Here is a 339-nt window from a genome sequence, read left to right as displayed (position 1 = left end):
GATAGTTTGGGCGGGATGCGCCGTTACGCCAATTATCTTGAACTCAGGGAGGAGGGTGACCCACGCCGAGGGGACGAGCTGATGAAACGCTATTGTCGCGGTTGGTTTCTTGGTGAAAAGGAAGCACGGAAGGCTTCGGAAAAAGACCTGCGGGAACGCCACCCGGACGTGGTCTGGGAAGGGAGTGAATTAAAGAAGCTAAACGAAGCGATGTGGGACGGGCTGGTGGTCGAGAGTATGGCCGGTCTCGGTAAAACCGAAGATAATCTGAAAGCAGACCGCAAGGGTGCCGACTGGAAAGTGAACATAGCCAAAGCACTTCGGGCAAAGACCACTGCG

The 339-nt window shown here is 55.2% G+C and carries 1 protein-coding gene; it reads left to right on the top strand.

Annotated elements, in window-relative coordinates; all coding sequences use genetic code 11:
• Positions 1 to 81: 81 nt before the first annotated feature.
• Positions 82 to 339: hypothetical protein (locus QEH52_RS20385; protein WP_308952792.1), on the top strand; the 258-nt coding region annotated here is incomplete at its 3' end.

It is taken from the genome of Thalassobacterium maritimum, assembly GCF_031127805.1.
Taxonomy (GTDB): Bacteria; Verrucomicrobiota; Verrucomicrobiia; order Opitutales; family Coraliomargaritaceae; genus Thalassobacterium; species Thalassobacterium maritimum.
Note: the sequence above shows the minus strand (reverse complement) of the source record. Positions and strands in the feature narration are given on the sequence as shown.